The organism is Psychrobacter sp. TB20-MNA-CIBAN-0197 (genome assembly GCF_040309765.1).
GTDB classification, from domain to species: Bacteria; Pseudomonadota; Gammaproteobacteria; order Pseudomonadales; family Moraxellaceae; genus Psychrobacter; species Psychrobacter submarinus.
Genome location: NZ_JBEOPC010000376.1, coordinates 1 through 285, shown reverse-complemented (window position 1 = coordinate 285; position 285 = coordinate 1). Strand labels below are relative to the sequence as shown.

The window sequence follows — 285 nt, the reverse complement described above, 5'->3', positions numbered from 1 at the left end:
ACATAAGGGAGTTGCTGAATCGCGTTTTCAATCGGAAAAGTAACTTCTTCTTCAACTTGCTGCGGCGAAGCGCCAGGGTACATGGTAATAACCATGGCTTTTTTAAGCGTAAACTCAGGGTCTTCTAGTTGCCCTAAATCAAAGTACGAAACACTACCGCCAATTAATAGCAGCAGCGTAAACATCCAACTGATTACTTTTTTCTCTATGGAGAGTTGTGCAAAGCTCATAATTATAAGCCTCGCTCTTTATTCCATGCTCTTACTTTCATGCCTTCTTTTAGTG

At 41.1% G+C, this 285-nt stretch carries 1 protein-coding gene; it reads right to left on the bottom strand.

Features of this window, described 5'->3' with window-relative positions; genetic code table 11:
• On the bottom strand, positions 1-230 hold a 230-nt coding region (locus tag AAEY83_RS14110; RefSeq protein ID WP_351059794.1), incomplete at its 3' end, for an efflux RND transporter permease subunit.
• Positions 231-285 lie beyond the last annotated feature (55 nt).